We start from the raw sequence: 16,896 nt of genomic DNA, 5'->3' as shown, positions 1-16,896 counted from the left end.
GCTTTATAAGTTAATCTAGCGGCTGGCTCAGCGAATCAATGCGGATTGCGGGGGCGATAAAATCAACAGCCTGTTAACCGCCGAGCAGTTTTTGAAATACCGGTACCAAAAGACCTTTGAGGGTGACGTGGTCTGCTTCAAAACCTTCAATAATCTACACGGCTATTTGGCGGCGGTGTTCAACAAGTTGAAACGCCTGAAGGTGATTACCTACCATTCGCCTATTTGCGATATTGATTTCATCAAGGTCCAGGAACGCCAGCTGAGTTATTTGAGCCGGGCCCAGATTGATGAGTTGCTTGAAGTTATTAAGCTGCATGCCCAAAACTTGAATACTTGGTGGGTGACGCAAATCTGTTTACGGACCGGTGCCCGGTGGAGCGAAGCCGAGAAGTTGAAACGCAAGCAGTTGCGCGACGGACGGATTACCTTCGAGTTCACCAAGTCGAAAAAAACCAGAACGGTACCGCTGGATCCGGCGTTTTTCCATGCCCTCGATCAATACGCCGGCTATCTGAATCCGGATGATCGAATATTCACCAACTGTATCGGCTCATTTCGGCGGGCAGCAAAACATACCGGTATCGACTTTCCAAAAGGACAAAAGACCCATATCTTGCGGCATTCATTCGCCAGTCACTTCGTGATGAACGGCGGCAACATCCTGTCACTACAAAAGATATTGGGACACGCCGATATCGGCATGACCATGCGCTATGCCCACCTGGCGCCGGATCATTTGAAGAACGCGGTCCTGTTGAACCCGCTGGCCAAGGCGGCCTGATACGAATATCGCCGCGGTGCAGCAATAACACAGTAGCCGGGCCCAAAATCACTCCTCCTCGCCCGCGCGGTTTTTGCATAAAATTTTTGCTTTGAAATTGGAGATTGCACTTGCGTTGAGCGGGAACAATGAAATTTCGCCTAAAAATTCCCGAAAATTACTGAAAAACTGGTGATATTGGTGGACTTAGAATGGTTGTGTCTTTAAGCAAGAATTTCAGTGTTTGTCAAAAATTGGCGGAGATTGAAGAAACGCGCCTGACTTTTGACTCAGAGACTTGATGTGTTTTTATTAAAAAACCATTTATTTCAATTATTTACAAATACTTTGGATTTGCCATTCGAATGGCCGGTAAAACGGCGGATAATAAAAATAGCTTATAAATCAAATACTAAAAAAATAACAGAATTCAAATTTCTGCAGTTTTTGCTATTCCAAACTGGCAACAAATATAGGGATCAGGACACAGTTACAATTAAGTTGAGTGACACGGTTAGTGATACAATTTAATCAATAACTATTTATTAGTATATAAAACAGTATCTTATATATATTTTCGATTCCGACCCTCTACCATGAATTAATGCAATAACATGCAAAGAAGTACGAAAACCCGCAAGCCGTAAGGCTTAGCGGGTTTTTTATTGTGCATAGAAGTGCGTCGAAATGCAGGGGTATGCAACTAAAATTGTGTCCTTGACTGGTGGCACTATCCCCGACTGATGAGCTGACGCTCGATCAAATTAATAGTTACTGGTTCTGGTACGAACCGAACGAAGACGCCTTGGATGTTAAACGCCGCTCTCAGGTGAAGATTTTTCTTTATGAAGCGGTTAAGTCTGGCCAATTGAAACCATGTGCAGAAAGAACAGCGACTGTACCGGCTACTACGCGTCCGGTGCGGATACGAATGAAAGGAAGCTCAGCGCCGCCCGTCCAGGCTTATTGCAATCACACTGTAATTTTTATAACGCTTCCGATTTTGCGGAATTTCTAGCCACATCACCAGTGGTATGTTGAACGGGTCAATTTGTCCGCTGTTTTCTTGAGAGTTTGGCTTCATTTTGAATAAAAATTTGCAAGAAATTAATATCCATTGCACCCATCTCTTGCAATTATTGTCCGTCTTTTTCTTTGATTATTTATTGTATTTCAATGCGTTAGCGTTGAATTTGTGGCTTTTCAGGGACGACTATTTAGTCAACCCAAAAACCTGCTGAAGATACCGGCGGAAGCCGTCACCGCACGTGCGGTGCCGATGGCGTTATCGAGGTGTGATGTGACGAAAGCTGCGCAATTTGAGTTGCTCAAGTATCAGGATTCTTTTCAGGCCAAACGATAATCGTTAAATGTCAAAGCCCATAGGTACTCTCAACATCAGATTGACGTTTGGAGAGTCACTAGTGGTACCGATCCCTAGCGTCAAATTATAGGTTGTTTTTGGCGAATATCTGAAGGAATAGCCGACGATAAATTCACCGATATCTAATTCACTCCCATTGATGGTCTGGCCATTGGCAGCCGAATTGAACAAATGTTTATGCGAATAACCGATGCTAAACGAAGTTTTTTCATTGATCGCGAAACCCATTCCAAAACTCAGGTTAACACCGTCGCCTGGATCGAATGTACCTCCAAATATTCCGCCGTCTCTCTCTAGGTTGTAAATGTAACCGATATTCCCATACAAAACCGCGGGGTCGGTAGGATACAAAGCGGTGATACTGGGTTGAAAACTAAAATAGCCAACCCCAGTCGGCTGTTCGGTGGGAAAGGTGAGATAAGGAACATTCTGTATGGTTGTTTCATGGTAATCGATATCCAGCGGGCTTTTACCGGTCGGCATTGTCGCTACTAAAACGCCAATCAGAATTGGCCAGCCGCCTTCGCCGCTGTTTAATTGATAGCGGACATCAAACTGCAAGTCTCCGATACCGATTCCACTCGAGGTAAAAGTTTCGTCGGCATAGCTGGGACTGAGATCTACCGGACGGGCTCGCTGGTCGTCGGTGCGATATACAAAAGGCGCGCGAAATTCGACTTCCCAACGATCGGTAATACCATAACGCGCCGCCAAGGTACCTATCAAGGTATTACGTTTAACCTGGCGGATATCGATCAAACCAACCGCCAAAGCAGGAAGAAAGGTATAGGCATCCAGAAAAACCCGGTAATTATCGCTATAAACATATTGTAGGGATGGTTCAAACACCAATCGGCCTTTCGGCGTCAATACGCCTCCCACCGACGAGCTGAGCCGTGGGATTTCAGGGGGCTTAGGCTTTTCCGAATAATCCGCGGGTGCTTGGCCGACCGGTTTAGCCGGTAATTGATCCGCCTGATGTTGAGCTTGAGCAACTGCCGGGACATTGGCGGGCTTTGCAGGCTGGGCCTTTGCAGTTTGAGGGGATTGTTGAGTTTCAGCAGGGCGAGATTGCTGAGCTACGGCTGGGGGCGATTGTTGCTGAGTTGCCGTCTGTGGCGATTGCCCGGTCAAAGCGTCCAGCCGCGTTTTCATCTGTTCAATAACCTTGTTTTGTTCGGCAATAATTTGCCGCTGATTTTCGAACTCTTTTTTTTGCTCGGCAACGAGTTTCTTGTATTCTTCGATCAAATCCGTCGTTGTCTGCGGCTCTGCGCTAACCTCGGGCACACTGACAAAAAGCAAGCTCATGACTAAAAGCGGCGCATCATAAGGTATTAATCTAAAATTATTCTTATTCTTGTATCGCATCAAATATGCCCTTTTCTTATCGCCCGGTTTTTATAAGTTACACGGCGCGATTTAGACTACCTTATTTGCAGTTAGCAATAAGTGCCAATAACTGTCCAATGAAAAACTATAGATTAGGACTGACTACATGATTAATTAACACGCTCCCGTGATTGTTTGTCAAACTACGCAAGTTACTAAGTTCTACGTTCACTATTCTCACACTTTGTATTAATTGATTATCAAGGCTGTTTTGAATAACGTCGCTGAGCACAGGCAAATTAACATTTTGAACATGATTATCCAGTCCGTTTTGCACTAATTGAAAATTATCCGGTAACTGAAAATTAGACGAAAGCGTCTCTACGCCATTGATGTTTACCGATCTCGCAATGCTGATGTATAAATTCATACCATTGGGCAACTCAAAACCGCCGCGCATCTCGCTGAGTACTTCATCCGAAACAGGTTTAAAATGAGCCAAATAATCATTGCCTCTAAGTTCTTCTACTGCGAGCACTGAATTTGATATGCTGTAAATACAGAGTAAATTGATTAACGCAAATCGAATATGAAACGATAAGGTTATACGGGATTTATAATCACTCATAGTATTATCCTCTCGCGCTTGCTAAAAATCCCAATATCCTGGTTGCAATAAATTGAACGTTGCTAAACTTTCCCTGTTCACCACATCCTCCAGAGGCGCTTTCGGATGTAGAGCCCATTCGTTTGGATCTTGAAAGTGATTATCAACTACCAACTGTTTATCGTTGATTAAAAAGAAAATACGATTTTCCCGCATAAGCTCGAAATCCGTTCTCGGCATTCTTTTTACACCTACCGCCGGATCCCCGACCAAAACCTCATGTTCGCTGATTCCTTTGACAATGACAAAATGCAAATAGCCGTTGTTATTAATGATCGTGATCGCCGGCGCATTGATTTTTACCAAATCATTTAGGTCGATCTTGTATCCATTGGCAATATAGCCATGTCGACCTAGATACATTTTCATATCAAGTAATGAGAATCCCTCTTTTTGTATTTTTTTCTGGTCTCCGTTTTCGTACATATCGACAAAAACAGTCTGCTCGTCAACCTTATCGTTGTAATGAAACGTCAACAAACTGGCCAACGCCGCTGAACCACAGCTAAAATCGAATTGTTGTTTATAAACTGTTTTAAAGCGTCTTTCCGCAAAACTGGTTACTGAAATATTAAAATTTCCGCCGCCTGCTATACCGTTTAAATTAAAAGAATCTGCGCGGGCTATAACAGCGACGAAAAATAATAAAATACAATAAACAAATGCAGATATTTTCATAAAATATCAAGGAATAAATGTCACATTATAAACAGTCGAATCTTGAATAATCACATTGTTGCCACTGTTTTGTATTATCGAAAACATCCCGCTCGCTCCTGCAAACGACCCATTGTCTATAGAATTAAAACCGCTGACATTACTCGTTGCGGAATTGCCTTCCAAAATTGCTATTGCCGTAGATTTACTTAAGACTATCGGAGCTAAAGCGCCTCTAGCTCTCTCGTTATCCAACTCTTCCAGCGTGACCGAGTTTGCCTGTTCGAGAAAATACTGATTTGCATTGTCGGCTTTAACAGTGGAATTAGAAGATATTGAGGTCGCGAATATAAGCCATGCAGCCATTATTGATCTTCTCATACTCAGCTCCCTTTTTTGTTAATTAAGAAGAAGCCGGCGAACGTTTTGTTCGCCGGCAAACCTTAATTGATTTAAATTAAGGGCTTACGGAGTAGGTTGACCGACATTAACATTGCCTTGGAAAGACACTTGTTGTTGCGTCAACGCACCGGCACCTGAGTTTTGAATTGACTGATTCAAACCGGCGAAGTTGTTGAACGAGTTATCGATGGTATTGTTAGTCGGCAGTGCTGCAAGTTCCGTAGGGATATATTCACCCATGCCGGCTCCGGTTACACTTCCGGCCAAATAGGAATTGTTAACCTGAGGTGCGCCACCCTCAGAGTTGATGACAGGAGATGCATCGCCGTAAGATTCCAATTTTGTGATGGTCTCGGTATATGTTGAAGTGGCCGCTCCGGTGTTAGATGAAGCGGAACCGTCACCTTTGGCCATTGAATGGTTATTGGTTGAAGTAGCCGTTCCGTCGCGACCAATTGCTGCAGCTTGATCGGAAGCTTTAGCCATGCTTTTGTTATTCGTGCTGCTATCGCTGTTATTGCTGTCTTTGGTGATCGTTTTGGTGTTAGTGTTATTTGAAGTGGAGGTTCCATCACGACCGACTGATGCTGCTTGATCGGAAGCCTTAGCCATACTTTTATTATTCGCGCTGCTATCGCTGTTATAGCTGTCTTTGGCAACGGTTTTGGTATTGCCGCTGTCGCTAGAATCAGTTGTGCTAGCAGTTCCGCTACCGTTGACTGCAGCGCCGCGATCGTCGGCGTCAACTTTGCCCTTGGCATTCACACTGCTATCGGTTTTAGTAATGGTTTTGGTATCCGTGTTGTTGGCGTCTTTGGTCAAAGTATTGCCACTATAGCTACTATCAGTTTTAGTGATTGTTTTGGTGTCGGTGTTGTTGGCGTCTTTGGTCAGCGTATTTCCGCTGAAGCTGCTGTCGGTTTTGCTGATGGTTTTAGTGTCAGTGTTGTTGGCGTCTTTGGTAATGGTTTTTGTATTGCCACTGTCGCTATTGTCAGTTTTGGTGATGGTTTTAGTATCGGTGTCGGTAACGTTTTTTGTGTAATTTTTCGTCTCGGTAGTGGTTACCGCGCCACCGGTTGCCGTACCGCCTTCACTAGCTGATGCATTGCCTTTACCGGTACTCGTAGCATCGACACTGGCGGTTTGGCTATCTGTCACTTCGTTTGCAGTGTTAGTAGGGTTCGCCCATGCACTGGAAAACGCACCTAAAGCCAAAAGAATGCCGGTTGTTAATACTTTTTGCTTGAACTGTTTCATTGTCGTGTCTCCAAACTAAGTTAAATTTTAAGATTCCATTGTCTCAATGGACTCAATGGAAGTGGAGCACATGATTGTTTAACATAACCAAACAACCGCAGCCACGGCTCTAGTATTTGTTATCTGGGCCTCAATTTTCCATAAAAAAAAGCTCAAAAATAGATTAAAAAATTGAGAAACGTAATTATTTTATTTACAAGCTTGTAATATCTATCGTAAGAAAAGCAGAATTAAACCGATCGCCGCTGACAGGCGTTTGTTCGACTATTGACAAAGTCTAATTATTGATAAACGTGATCGCAGTCCGCAATATCACATTTGTGCGTGTTTAGCTTATATCCAAACCCTTTTATCGTAATAATCCATTTTGGATCATTCGGATCCTTTTCGATCTTTTTTCTGAGTAAATGCATATATTGGTAAAGATCCGATTTCGTGGCTCGGTCATTTTCAGGCCAAATGCGGCTTAATATTTCGTCGGCAGTATAAATACGGTTTAAGTCTGACGATAGGAGTTCGATCAACTCGTATTCTTTGGGGGTAAGATCGATTTTATGCCCGGTCAAATAAACGCAGCGATTGTTATGATCGATATTTAAATCTTGTTCATAAACACTTTCGTCGGTCTTATAAGCTTGAAATTGAAGGGAAGGGTTACGATTAGTGGAACCGAACAATTTATGTCCGCGTCTTTCATTGAACGAGCGCCGCTCTCCATTACGCCTTTCGCGATGACGCCGCTCTTCAACACGGGGGGGGAGAACTGAAAAGTGGCGTTTTATTAGATTATCGATGTGAGCAACGTCTAATGGATATTGGAGCATCTCGTGCACCCATTCGGGTTTTGTGCAAAAATCGCCGTTACTAGTTTTATTCAAACCTATAAATACAACGTCGCCGTTTAATCTTTTGATATTGAAAAATGGGCCGCTTATCGATTTGCTAACACTTTCAAGTAAATCCATCGAAAAGAAAACCATATCCGGTGTATTTCTCTGCAATTCCACAAATCCAGACATATTTGTATGTGTTGAAACGATTCTAATGTCATTATAAAAACAGTAGGCCTTCAATAAGCCAATTATATATTCTTCGTTGCTGATAATCGCAATACTATTTATTTTGTTCATTTTTTTGATGATTTGTTTATAAAATAACTAGATGCCGCTATAATCAGTTTTTCGTACTTTTAATCTATTTTACAAGCCTAAAAAATTAAAATTTAAGCTGTGTATGAATTTGTTAAAATAATGCGGTTTATGCCGCTTCCCTGTTCTTAATAAACTGTTTGATCCAGTTCTAAGTAGCCACACCGTTTGAGCAGTGGTAGGGATCAGACCAACTCCTCAAGCAAAACCACGTTACTGGCATGCCGCCAAGGCCGACTTTGTATTATCTATACACCCACGCTCATTCATATTCGGAAAAGTACGTAAGCAGCAGCTTACAGCTTGGCCAATTTCACAGGTTTGCTGAGTAGTCTCGGAGCATGCGTAGTCTTATCAAAAAAGTAACGATAGAACTTTTCTACTTTGGCGGCGCAGAAATACGGTTATATCCAACGGTGTAGAGCCAATATTCTGGTCTTAGAGCCGCCCGGAAGGGTTGCAGTGTTTTGATTTTGATCGGGTTTGTTTGCAAGCCCGTTGGCGCCGGGCGAAAATTGACCCACCGTACCGGTTGAAATCTGACCAGGAGACGGAGCCGGTTTTTGGACTCGCCGGCTGTGGATAAGTGTAAAGGAAACGAATAGGCCCGGGTAGTATGCCATCCGTTTTCAAGCCGGATTTTTAGAACGGATTCTCCTCGTGCAAAATGTCTTCGGCTGTTTTTTTCGCTATGTTTGGCTTCTTCAGAGCTTTGCCGAAAGCGGTAGGATTCATTGTCTGTTTCAAGGATGTAGCAATGATGCGTCAGTCAATCCAGTAACGAGTGGTCATTTTGGCGTCACTGAACACACTGAACCATTCGGCAAAGGTCAAATTGATGGTGATGACTGCACGGGTTCGCTCGTACGACGGCATGGATGCAGGAGGTAGGGCAACACAGGAGCAGTTGCCGACAGTTTCAGTAGCAGGTGAAACAGCAAGACACCGCCGTCTTTGGAAAACGGCAGGTAGCCCAGTTCATCCGGAACGACCAAATCGGCTTGCATCAAGCGATAGGTCAATTTGCCTTGGTTGCCGGCCGCCAATACCACGTTATGCGGCATCGCCTTTGTCGCCTCATCTGCCGTGCACGGAACACCGCCGCGAACCGGAATCCTGCACCTGCGGCCAATGCGGTAAGGGGTCAAGATCGTCGAAGACATTAGTGAACAACTGGATGTCGAGCCGGCCAAGTTTTTCCGGCATCGCCATATCCGCCCGCAATATGCCCGCCGGCATTGCGAAACCATCACGGCGACACCGACTTGCGCTCTGTGGGTATTCCGCCGGCGGTCATTGATGGCGGCATGGCCGGCTGTCGGTTTGCCGACCTGGCTGATGATCGGCAAATTCCTCGACCATCTGCCGCTTTATCGTTTAGAACAAATCGCGGCGAGGGATGGCGTGATTTTGTCCAGTTCCACCCCGTCCGAATACAAACGAGCCGAGGGCCGTGACATGCGCAGCGAAGAGCGCCGACGCCTGCAGGCGGAAAAGAGCCTGCCCGCATTAACCGAGCTGAAGGGCTGGATTGCGTTGATGCGTTGCGCCGAAACCGGCGATCTGCCCATCGACAACAATCCCGTCGGGAACAGCATTCGCCCCATTGCTTGGGAAAAAGAACTGGTTGTGTGTGACACGAAGGAGGACTCGTGAACTAGCGTTTAAGACAGCAGCATGAGAACTCTATGCTCCAAATTGGACGGAGGAAGACCCTCCGGTCAGGACTTACAAGTGCACTGACCAAACGACCTGTAGCTGCTCAACCCTAAAGGACGACAAACTGCTACCGGTGATCTGGATTAAATCATAACCTACAATATCTGACGAGGTGGAGCGGTCGAGCGCTTACATAAAAATGACTGTATGTGTATTCGACTTAAGAGGTCGGATCGATTAGAAATAACAAGAGGGCTTTATGGTGAACCGTACAATTGAGGTGATACAAGGCGACATTACCCGTTTAAATGTGGATGCGATCGTTAATGCCGCGAATAATTCGTTGTTGGGCGGAGGTGGTGTCGACGGTGCAATCCATCGCGGAGCCGGGCCGCAATTGCTGGAAGAGTGCCGATCGTTGGGCGGGTGCGAGACAGGCGACGCCAAGCTGACCGGTGCTTACCGTCTTCCGGCCAAATATGTGATTCATACGGTTGGACCTATTTGGCGCGGGGGGGTGCAAAATGAAGCCGAATTGCTGGCGTCTTGCTATCGAAATTGCATGCAATTGGCAATCAGGAACGATATTCGATCGATTGCCTTTCCCTGCATCAGTACCGGCGTGTATGGTTTTCCGAAACAGCAAGCGGCGCAGATTGCGGTCGCCACGGTCAATCAGGTTTTGCGACAGTACGACGGCGATATCGCGGTGATGTTTTGCTGCTTTTCGCAGGACGATGCCGAATTATATTCAAGCGTATTATCCGATTAGCTTATATCCTTAAATCAAGCTTGCCGGCTGAAAAAGATCACGTCTTTGCCGATAATGTCGAGATGGCATTGATAATGGTCAGCCAGCCATTGCAGAGTTGAAGCGGAATAAAAACTAATATGGGTCATATCGTTTTTGTAGTGCCAACGGCTGAATGCTGCTGCATCAATGACCAGTTTGGTCATCAGGGCTAATATTCCATGCGGTTTCAGCAACGAAAATAGAATCTCGAATTCTTTGGCCGGCTGCCGGAAGTGCTCGGCCACCTCGGTGCAGGTCACAAAGCCGTAACGGCTTTGCAATAGCATAGGACGATAGGCATAAAACGGATCGAACACTTCGACCCGATGGCCCTGTTCGGCCAGCATTTGAGCCAGCGTCGGTCCGGGGCCGCAGCCGAAGTCCAGGCCGACCGAACAAGGCGGTAGTTTGGCTTGCAACGGTATCGCCAGGCGCGATAAAAATTGCCTATAACCCGGATCGTCGGGCCGATTTTCATGCCGGTCGTAGATGGCTTTTTCCCGGGCCAGGCTCAGATGCTGCTGAGCTGGTACGAACACTAAATGGCATTTGCCGCATCGGTAATAATCGCGCCGCTTGTCGCTATGGAATAAGAAGATGGATGTGCTGAAACAAAGGGGGCAGGCCGTAGCTGACATAAATTTTAGATGGCTATTGACGCGACTTAATTTTACTGTAGAATGCGCGGTTCTAATTGCGGAGCGGTAGTTCAGTTGGTTAGAATACCGGCCTGTCACGCCGGGGGTCGCGGGTTCGAGCCCCGTCCGCTCCGCCACTATGCATTCATCCGAATGTTCTTTCTCTATATTTCGAATATCGGTTTAAGTGTTTTTCAGGCTTGAAATTCCCGATACTGTCACCATAATTTCCTTGCAAAGAAAAACATTTTCGATCTAACGCAGAGGAGATTCAATATGAGCAGCTTAACCCCATTCGGAAGTCACAGCCTGTTTGATGATTTTTTTCGCGACATCAACCCCGGCTATTTTATCAAGCCTTTACACGGCGAACCGTTACCTTCGCAAATTAAAGTTGACGTAAAAGAAAATCCCAACGAGTTCGTCGTTGAAGCGGAAATACCGGGTGCGAATAGGGAAAATATCCATGTAGACATCGACGGGAATGTGATTCGTATTCGCGCTGAAATTAGCCAAGTCGACCGAGAAACCAAAGACGATAAAGTGTTGCGTAGCGAACGCTATTACGGCGAAGTATCACGCAGTTTCCAGTTATCGGCGGATATCGACGAAAGCGCCAGCAAGGCCCGTTATGAGAATGGCATATTGACCCTGAACCTGTTGAAAAAACAAAAACAGGCCGGTCAACGTATGACGATAGAATAAGTTTTGATGGGTCTATCGGGTGGGCGGAATTTTTCCGCCCACTTCAATCTACGCCGTTTCCCGATAACGGCGCCAAATCGTTTTAAAAGTTTCGGTTAGCGTTGCGTCATTTTCGGCTACGCGCGCGTCGATTTCGTTCTGTTCCAGCCAGCGTAGCTCGTCTATTTCATCAACGGCGTGATGAAAAGGGCCGTCGTGCCGGCAGCAATATACTTGTATAAACTCCATGCCCGAAGCAGGTGTTGGCTCCAGTTTGAATAAGGGCGTCAGCGGGGTGTCGATGCTCAGTTCTTCGCGTAATTCTCTCGGCGCGCAGCTACAATAGTCTTCGCCCCGGTCGACATGGCCGGCCGCGGAAGTGTCCCATAGGCCTTTATTCAAGTCCTTAGTCATCGAGCGCTTTTGTAATAGTAATTGCCGTTCGCCGTTAAACACTAATACATGAACCGCGCGGTGCCGCAAACCGAGCGCATGTATTTCACAGCGCGGGCGGTAATCGACAACGTTGTCGTATTCATCGACCACTGCGAGCAATTCATTGTTCATAGCAAACTATCGATTCCGATTGAAAGGTCGTGTATGGTAATAGTTTTTAATTGTGCCTGGTAGAGCAAAATATGGCCAGAAGAAGTGAACACACGTTAGAAGAAATTAGGGAAATGGTACTCGGTGCGGCGGAAACCATTGTTGTGGAACATGGTTTCAACGCTTTGACCGTACGGAAAGTCGCGATGGAGATCGGATATACGGTAGGCAGCATATACATGGTTTTTAAGAACATGGATGATTTGATCATTCATGTTAAAGGTAGAACGCTGGATGAGTTAGCTGACGAGTTGTCCGAAAGGCGGGAATTCGACTCTATCGAAGAGCATATCCTGGCCTTAGCCGATATCTATTTGACGTTTGCCTACAAAAATTTAAATCGATGGCGTATGATTTTTGAGCCGATTAACGATGTGCCCGCGCCGGATTGGTATCTGCAAAAAGTTGAGGATATGTTTTCCATCGTTGAACGGCTTTTTCAACAATTATGCCCCGAACAATCCAAGCCGCAAGTCAGTTTAGCTACTCAAGCGCTCTGGAGCGGCGTTCACGGCGTCTGCGTATTGGCTTTGAACGGTAGTTTAGGCAAAGTCGGTACCGATAATGCGCGTGCTACCGTCAGATTACTGGTGCAAAATTTTATTCGGGGTTGTACCCGGGCGTAGTCTCGGGTAATCTCAATACCACTAAAAATGTGGCGAGCAGTAATAAGACGCCTAATCCGAGTAAGGCGGCAATCGGGCTTACCTGTAACGAAGCCGCCAGCGTATAACTTCCTACCGAAACTAACATCGCGACATTTTGAAAGAAGTTTTGCATGGCCACAGCTCCGCCGCTGCCGATACTTTGTTGTCCCAGTTCTTGTAGCGCGGCATTGATGGGTACGATGAACATACCGCCCGCCGTGCCCATCAATAACAGCATGATACGCGCCGGCCAGACTGCATCGGTCAAGCTTAAACCCATAATGAATAGCGCCATCAAATAGGCGGGAATCCGGGCTCTACGCAAATGTTCCAGAGGAATCAAATGCGGTACCAAGGATGCTCCGGCGATGATACCTAGCGCCAAAAATAAGGTCAGATCGGCAATGTCGCTGGCATTATGCGACATCAATACTAAAGGAGCCCAGGCAATCAGGATTACACGTACGCAGGCGGCCGCGGCCCAAAAAAGCGACGCGCCCAACACGGCAAACCGTGAGCGAGGCATAGACAAAAAGCTGCGGATTTCACGCCAGAACAAACTGATTTTAGAGCCGCCGATAGCGGAGCGGCTGACCATGACCGGTAAGAACAGCGTGGCGGCTGCAGAAATAAGATACATAGCGACGGTTCCAGCGAGTGCCAGATTGATAGAGTAATCCGCCACTTTGGCGCCGACCATCATGCCGCTCAGTATGGCTAATATCGTCGAACCTTCGATCCAACTGTTGGCTTTGACCAATCCTTCGTGGCCGGCGAGCTCGGGTAAGATGCCGTATTTGGCCGGACTATATAAGGCTGCACCGGCTCCGACGATACAATACGCGATTAGCGGCTCGACATTCAAAAGCAACAAAGCCGTGCCCGCTGCTTTGATTAAATTGGCGACGATTAACACGCGTGATTTTGCGTGATTGTCTGCAAGACTGCCAACCCACGGAGCAAGCAGTACGTAGGCCACCAAAAATACGCTTTGCAGAGCCGGTACATACCAACTGGGCGCATGTTCGGTTTGCATTACCATCGCGATGACGGTGAAAAGTATGGCGTTATCGGCAAAAGCTGATAGGAATTGGGCGACTAGAAGAGGATAGATGTATTTACTCATGAACTTAGCTTATGTTTTCAAATTTTTGGTTGCCTTTTATCGCGGTAGAACACATGTAACTGATTTCCGCTACTTTTGATTTTTTCAAGCTTAATTTCGAAAAGATTGGTCGTTTCAATCAATGTGGAAAGCTTGGCGTAGCCATAATTTCTGGAGTCAAAATCCGGAAATTGCCGTTTAATCAAACTGCCGGCCAAGCCTAGCCATGCCCATCCATTTTCGTCAGAGCATTCATTCGCCGCATTTCTAAGCGTTTTAATCAGTTTCGTATCCATACACAGTTGCCGCCTGGTCCATTGACTTTTTTCGATTTCAAGGTTGTTGCCGAAAATCGGTGTTTCATCCGATTCTTCGTCGTCGTCATTATCCAACGATGTAAGGACATCGATATAAATAAAGTCATCGCAAGCGTTGCGAAAAGCGATAGGGGTTTTTCGCTCGCCGACGCCGTAAACACGAATTTGTGATTCTTTGAGCCGCGTGGCTAATTTAGTGAAATCGCTGTCGCTTGAGATCAGCGCGAAGGCATTGAAATTATTTGAATATAACAGATCCATTGCATCGATAATCATCGCAGCATCGGAAGAGTTCTTTCCTTGAGTATAGGAAAATTGTTGAATGGGTTGTATGGCCAATTCGTTTAAGGTGTCTTTCCAATTTTTTAATGATAAAGCAGCCCAATCGCCGTAGGCCCGTTTTACAACGATGTAACCATATTTTGACAATTCGGTGATGATTAGCTTTAACGATGTCAGTTGAGTATTCTCGGCGTCTATCAGTACGGCTAATTTCTTTTCTGCTTGGAACATTCGCTAGCTCTCGTTAAGCAGTAAGGAATCGGCCAATTGAGTGGAGGCCATGTAATCGGTTTTACCGGTGGGCAGCACCGGTAGCTTTTCCACCACAAACACTTTTTTCGGGAGACTAATGGTTGCCACCCCGGGCGAAGCTTCGGCCAAACCCTTGGCCGTGGCGCCTCGGCGGGTCGTCAGGAGGATCACTTGTTCGCCTTTTTTGGCCTCCGGTAAACTGATCGCGGCATGCTGCGCGTCAGGCCAGGCCGCGCCGGCTAATTGTTCTACCGCGGTCAACGAAACCATTTCGCCGCTGATCTTGGCGAAACGCTTGCTGCGGCCTTGAATCTTGATGAAACCGTCTTCATCGACATCGACAATGTCGCCGGTGTCGTACCAGCCCTCGCCGTATAAAGAGCAGGGCGGTACCAGTACGCCGGGGTTATCCGGCAATAGATAGCCTTTCATGATATTGGGGCCGGCAACGTGCAGTTTACCACCGTGTTGTATACCGGGAACGGCTTCCAGTTTGTAAAGCATGTCCGGCATCAGACGTCCGACCGTACCGGCTTTGTAATCCATCGCGGTGTTGACCGAAGCAACCGGAGAGGTTTCAGTGGCGCCATAGCCTTCCAAAACACGGATGCCGAATTTGTCGAACCACATTTGCCGGGTGCTTTCTTGGAGTTTTTCGGCACCCGCCACCACGTAGCGCAGACTATAAAAATCGTAAGGATGCGCCTTTTTTGCATAGGCGGCCAGGAAGGTGTTGGTGCCGAACATGATCGTGGCGCCGACCTCGTAGGCCATTTCCGGAATAATTGCATAATGCAAGGGTGAAGGATACAAGAACGTGGTCATGCCGTTCATGATCGGCAACATGGTGCCTACGGTAAATCCGAAAGAATGGAACATCGGCAGAAAGTTCAGCACGATGTCGGTCGCGTTAAAGTCGATGCGTGACTTGACCTGTTGGTGGTTGGCCAGCACGTTGGCATGCGATAACACCACGCCTTTCGGCGCGCCTTCCGACCCTGAAGTAAACAACACGACGGCGGCATCGTCGGAATCGTAGAAATGGCTTTTGTACCAATAGTCGGCGGTCTTGGCGCCGACAAGACCCTTTAATTTATCCAATGGCGTTAGCGCGGCCGCCATGTCCTCCAAATAAACCAAGTTTATAGATTGTTCTAGTCGGCTTGCGTCCTCGCTCAGATGCGCCAATTCGATAAATTTTCTCGAAGTCAATATGATCTTGATTTTGCCGGTGTTGCAGGCCGAAGCCATGCCGGTCGATCCGATGGAATAATTCAGCATCGCCGGTACACGACCGTATAGTTGGAGGCCGAATATCACGCTCAATGTTTTTGTGGTGTTGGGCAACAGGACACCGACCGTTTCGCCTTCCTTAGTCATCGGTTTAATCAGTCTGCCGAGGATTATGCTGCCGGCAATCAGCCTGTCGTAACTGACCGGTTTGCGTTCCATATCTTCTGCTACCGTGTGCTTACCCCCGTGTATCCGCCGGGCTTCCAGGAGTGCCGAGAACAAGGTTTGCTTATAGTGGCTGGTGGAAAACATGATTTCGGACATGATGTCGTACAACATATGCCCGCTGTGTCTGCGGCGGGCCTTGCCGGTAAACTGGCCGTGGGTGTCGATACGGGTCGGAGGCAGGATGTGTATGGTGATCGGCGGAAACCAGCGTAGGCGCACAATACCTTTTAATTTTGAAAAATGGGTATATTGAGCGCCATCGATGCGGATCGGCAATAGCGTTGCACCGGATTTGTCGGCCACCATGCCCGTGCCGTCGTAGATTTTCATCATGGAACCTGTGACCGTAATACGCCCTTCGGGGAAAATCACGGTTTTGGTGTCGCCTTGCAGATGATGGATCAGCGCTTTCAGCGAAAGGGGATGAGTCGGGTCCATCGGGAACACTTTGGAAAGGCGTAAAAATGGTTTAAGCCACCAAATTTGCGAGATTTGCGTGTTGATCGCAAAGGTAATGTCGTCCGGTAAAAATACCCCGAGCAGCAACGGGTCGAGGTATGAAGTGTGATTCGAGATGATCAATACCCGATTGCCGGCTTGCTGATAATTTTCCAGGCCATTGACTTTGACTCGGAAAAGTAGCGTCAATAAGCCGTGTAGAAATCGTTTTAACATAGTATGCCTCCTTGGAGGCGCATCTTAACAGACGCGCCGAAATTTGCAGGAGACAATATAACGACAAATTAATCAATGTTCAATTTATTGAGTTATTTCGCCGAATCGTTCGACGCTTTTTGAGCTCAGCGCCGGCCCTTGTCGTGGGCGGAAAACGATTGATC

The 16,896-nt window shown here is 46.8% G+C and carries 15 protein-coding genes, 1 tRNA gene and 2 pseudogenes; 6 read left to right on the top strand and 12 right to left on the bottom strand.

Annotation, left to right across the window (positions count from 1 at the left end):
- Positions 1-22 precede the first annotated feature (22 nt).
- Positions 23-784, top strand: coding sequence for a phage integrase (locus ACW73I_RS08160; protein WP_458028759.1), 762 nt, complete (start codon positions 23-25; stop codon positions 782-784).
- A 1,345-nt stretch (positions 785-2,129) separates the two neighbouring features.
- Here ACW73I_RS08160 and ACW73I_RS08155 read toward each other — a convergent pair.
- The 7 genes and pseudogenes from ACW73I_RS08155 to ACW73I_RS08125 all read right to left on the bottom strand — a co-directional run.
- A complete protein-coding gene (locus tag ACW73I_RS08155; protein ID WP_458028757.1) occupies positions 2,130-3,458 on the bottom strand; it encodes a transporter in 1,329 nt (442 codons plus the stop codon).
- A 166-nt stretch (positions 3,459-3,624) separates the two neighbouring features.
- The gene (locus tag ACW73I_RS08150) at positions 3,625-4,107 is read right to left on the bottom strand and encodes a hypothetical protein (RefSeq protein ID WP_458028756.1); all 483 of its coding nucleotides are present in this window, start codon (positions 4,105-4,107) and stop codon (positions 3,625-3,627) included.
- A gap of 21 nt (positions 4,108-4,128) precedes the next feature.
- Complete coding sequence (locus ACW73I_RS08145) at positions 4,129-4,824, bottom strand: C39 family peptidase (protein WP_458028755.1); 696 nt, start codon at positions 4,822-4,824, stop codon at positions 4,129-4,131.
- Positions 4,825-4,830: 6 nt separating this feature from the next.
- Positions 4,831-5,169 carry a hypothetical protein gene (locus ACW73I_RS08140; protein ID WP_458028754.1) on the bottom strand — a complete coding sequence of 113 codons (339 nt, stop codon included), beginning with the start codon at positions 5,167-5,169 and terminating at the stop codon, positions 4,831-4,833.
- 99 nt (positions 5,170-5,268) lie between these two features.
- Positions 5,269-6,465 (bottom strand): hypothetical protein, encoded by a 1,197-nt coding sequence (locus ACW73I_RS08135; RefSeq protein WP_458028753.1) that lies wholly within the window; start codon positions 6,463-6,465, stop codon positions 5,269-5,271.
- 281 nt (positions 6,466-6,746) lie between these two features.
- A complete protein-coding gene (locus ACW73I_RS08130) occupies positions 6,747-7,595 on the bottom strand; it encodes a winged helix-turn-helix domain-containing protein (RefSeq protein WP_458028752.1) in 849 nt (282 codons plus the stop codon).
- Between the two features lie 733 nt (positions 7,596-8,328).
- Positions 8,329-8,653, bottom strand: a pseudogene (locus ACW73I_RS08125) (ATP-binding protein); the annotation flags it as partial.
- On the opposite strand from ACW73I_RS08125, the pseudogene ACW73I_RS08120 reads away from it, so the two are divergent.
- Together ACW73I_RS08120 and ACW73I_RS08115 are read left to right on the top strand one after the other, a co-directional pair.
- Positions 8,653-9,050 (top strand): annotated as a pseudogene (locus tag ACW73I_RS08120) (IS66 family transposase zinc-finger binding domain-containing protein); the annotation flags it as partial. The pseudogenes ACW73I_RS08125 and ACW73I_RS08120 overlap by 1 nt on opposite strands.
- Positions 9,051-9,531: 481 nt before the next feature.
- A complete protein-coding gene (locus tag ACW73I_RS08115; RefSeq protein ID WP_458028751.1) occupies positions 9,532-10,044 on the top strand; it encodes an O-acetyl-ADP-ribose deacetylase in 513 nt (170 codons plus the stop codon).
- A 14-nt stretch (positions 10,045-10,058) separates the two neighbouring features.
- Here ACW73I_RS08115 and ACW73I_RS08110 read toward each other — a convergent pair whose 3' ends face one another.
- The gene (locus ACW73I_RS08110) at positions 10,059-10,604 is read right to left on the bottom strand and encodes a class I SAM-dependent methyltransferase (protein WP_458028750.1); all 546 of its coding nucleotides are present in this window, start codon (positions 10,602-10,604) and stop codon (positions 10,059-10,061) included.
- A gap of 159 nt (positions 10,605-10,763) precedes the next feature.
- Between ACW73I_RS08110 and ACW73I_RS08105 the strand changes: the two genes are divergently transcribed.
- Both ACW73I_RS08105 and ACW73I_RS08100 read left to right on the top strand, forming a co-directional pair.
- Positions 10,764-10,840: transfer RNA gene (locus ACW73I_RS08105), tRNA-Asp, on the top strand.
- Positions 10,841-10,979: 139 nt separating this feature from the next.
- The gene (locus ACW73I_RS08100; RefSeq protein WP_458028749.1) at positions 10,980-11,408 is read left to right on the top strand and encodes an Hsp20/alpha crystallin family protein; all 429 of its coding nucleotides are present in this window, start codon (positions 10,980-10,982) and stop codon (positions 11,406-11,408) included.
- A 48-nt stretch (positions 11,409-11,456) separates the two neighbouring features.
- Here the strand turns inward: ACW73I_RS08100 and ACW73I_RS08095 are convergent, their stop codons facing one another.
- Positions 11,457-11,954, bottom strand: coding sequence for an NUDIX hydrolase (locus tag ACW73I_RS08095; RefSeq protein WP_458028748.1), 498 nt, complete (start codon positions 11,952-11,954; stop codon positions 11,457-11,459).
- A gap of 71 nt (positions 11,955-12,025) precedes the next feature.
- Here ACW73I_RS08095 and ACW73I_RS08090 point away from each other — a divergent pair, with 71 nt between their 5' ends.
- Entirely contained in the window at positions 12,026-12,619 is a 594-nt protein-coding gene (locus ACW73I_RS08090) for a TetR/AcrR family transcriptional regulator (RefSeq protein ID WP_458028747.1), read from the top strand.
- Here ACW73I_RS08090 and lplT read toward each other — a convergent pair.
- Genes lplT through ACW73I_RS08075 form a run of 3 tightly spaced genes read right to left on the bottom strand, consistent with a single transcriptional unit; the run spans position 12,594 to position 16,732 of the window.
- Entirely contained in the window at positions 12,594-13,766 is a 1,173-nt protein-coding gene (gene lplT / locus ACW73I_RS08085; RefSeq protein WP_458028746.1) for a lysophospholipid transporter LplT, read from the bottom strand. The genes ACW73I_RS08090 and lplT overlap by 26 nt on opposite strands.
- Before the next feature lie 17 nt (positions 13,767-13,783).
- Positions 13,784-14,575 (bottom strand): NYN domain-containing protein, encoded by a 792-nt coding sequence (locus tag ACW73I_RS08080; RefSeq protein WP_458028745.1) that lies wholly within the window; start codon positions 14,573-14,575, stop codon positions 13,784-13,786.
- 3 nt (positions 14,576-14,578) lie between these two features.
- Positions 14,579-16,732, bottom strand: a complete 2,154-nt coding sequence (locus ACW73I_RS08075) for an AMP-binding protein (RefSeq protein WP_458028744.1) — start codon at positions 16,730-16,732, stop codon at positions 14,579-14,581.
- Between the last annotated feature and the right edge of the window lie 164 nt (positions 16,733-16,896).

This window comes from Methylomonas sp. MgM2 (genome assembly GCF_054172045.1).
Note: the sequence above shows the minus strand (reverse complement) of the source record. Positions and strands in the feature narration are given on the sequence as shown.